Annotated in this window: 2 protein-coding genes; both read right to left on the bottom strand. The window is 62.6% G+C overall.

Features of this window, described 5'->3' with window-relative positions; translation table 11 throughout:
* On the bottom strand, positions 1-227 hold a 227-nt coding region (locus tag P0D96_RS48290), incomplete at its 3' end, for a sugar phosphate nucleotidyltransferase (RefSeq protein ID WP_408321431.1).
* Between the two features lie 10 nt (positions 228-237).
* Positions 238-666: GDP-mannose 4,6-dehydratase (locus tag P0D96_RS48295; protein ID WP_408321433.1), on the bottom strand; the 429-nt coding region annotated here is incomplete at its 5' end.

The raw sequence follows: 666 nt of genomic DNA on the forward strand, positions 1-666 counted from the left end.
TTCATGCCCCACTGGCTGCCGTCGCCCAGCATCGCTTCGAAGCGCGGCGTGTCCTGCGGCGTCGAAATGATCAGCACGTCGCGAATGCCCGCCACCATCAGCGTGGAGAGCGGATAGTAGATCATCGGCTTGTCGTACACGGGCAGCAACTGCTTGGAGACCACATGCGTGATCGGATACAGGCGTGTGCCCGAGCCGCCCGCGAGAATAATGCCTTTGCGCGCCATTGCCGTGCCTTTACGCGCGCTGCGCGTAGTTGGTCTCAACCCACTTGCGATAGTCGCCGGAGGCGACTTCGTCCGACCACTCCTGATTGTCCAGATACCACTGCACCGTCTTCGCGAGGCCCGTTTCGAATGTTTCCGCAGGCTTCCAGCCGAGTTCGCGTTCGAGCTTGCGGGCGTCGATCGCATAACGGCGGTCGTGGCCCGGACGATCCTTCACATAGCTGATCTGATCGCGGTACGACGCGCCCGCCTTCGGACGCAACTGATCGAGCAGATCGCACAGCGTATGCACGACCTCGAGGTTCTTCTTCTCGTTCCAGCCGCCGACGTTGTACGTCTCGCCCGGCGTGCCGCGCGCGAGCACTTCGCGGATCGCGCTGCAATGGTCGCCGACATACAGCCAGTCGCGCACGTTCTGACCGTCGCCATAGACCGGCAA

Source organism: Paraburkholderia sp. RL17-347-BIC-D (genome assembly GCF_046027915.1).
GTDB lineage: Bacteria > Pseudomonadota > Gammaproteobacteria > Burkholderiales > Burkholderiaceae > Paraburkholderia.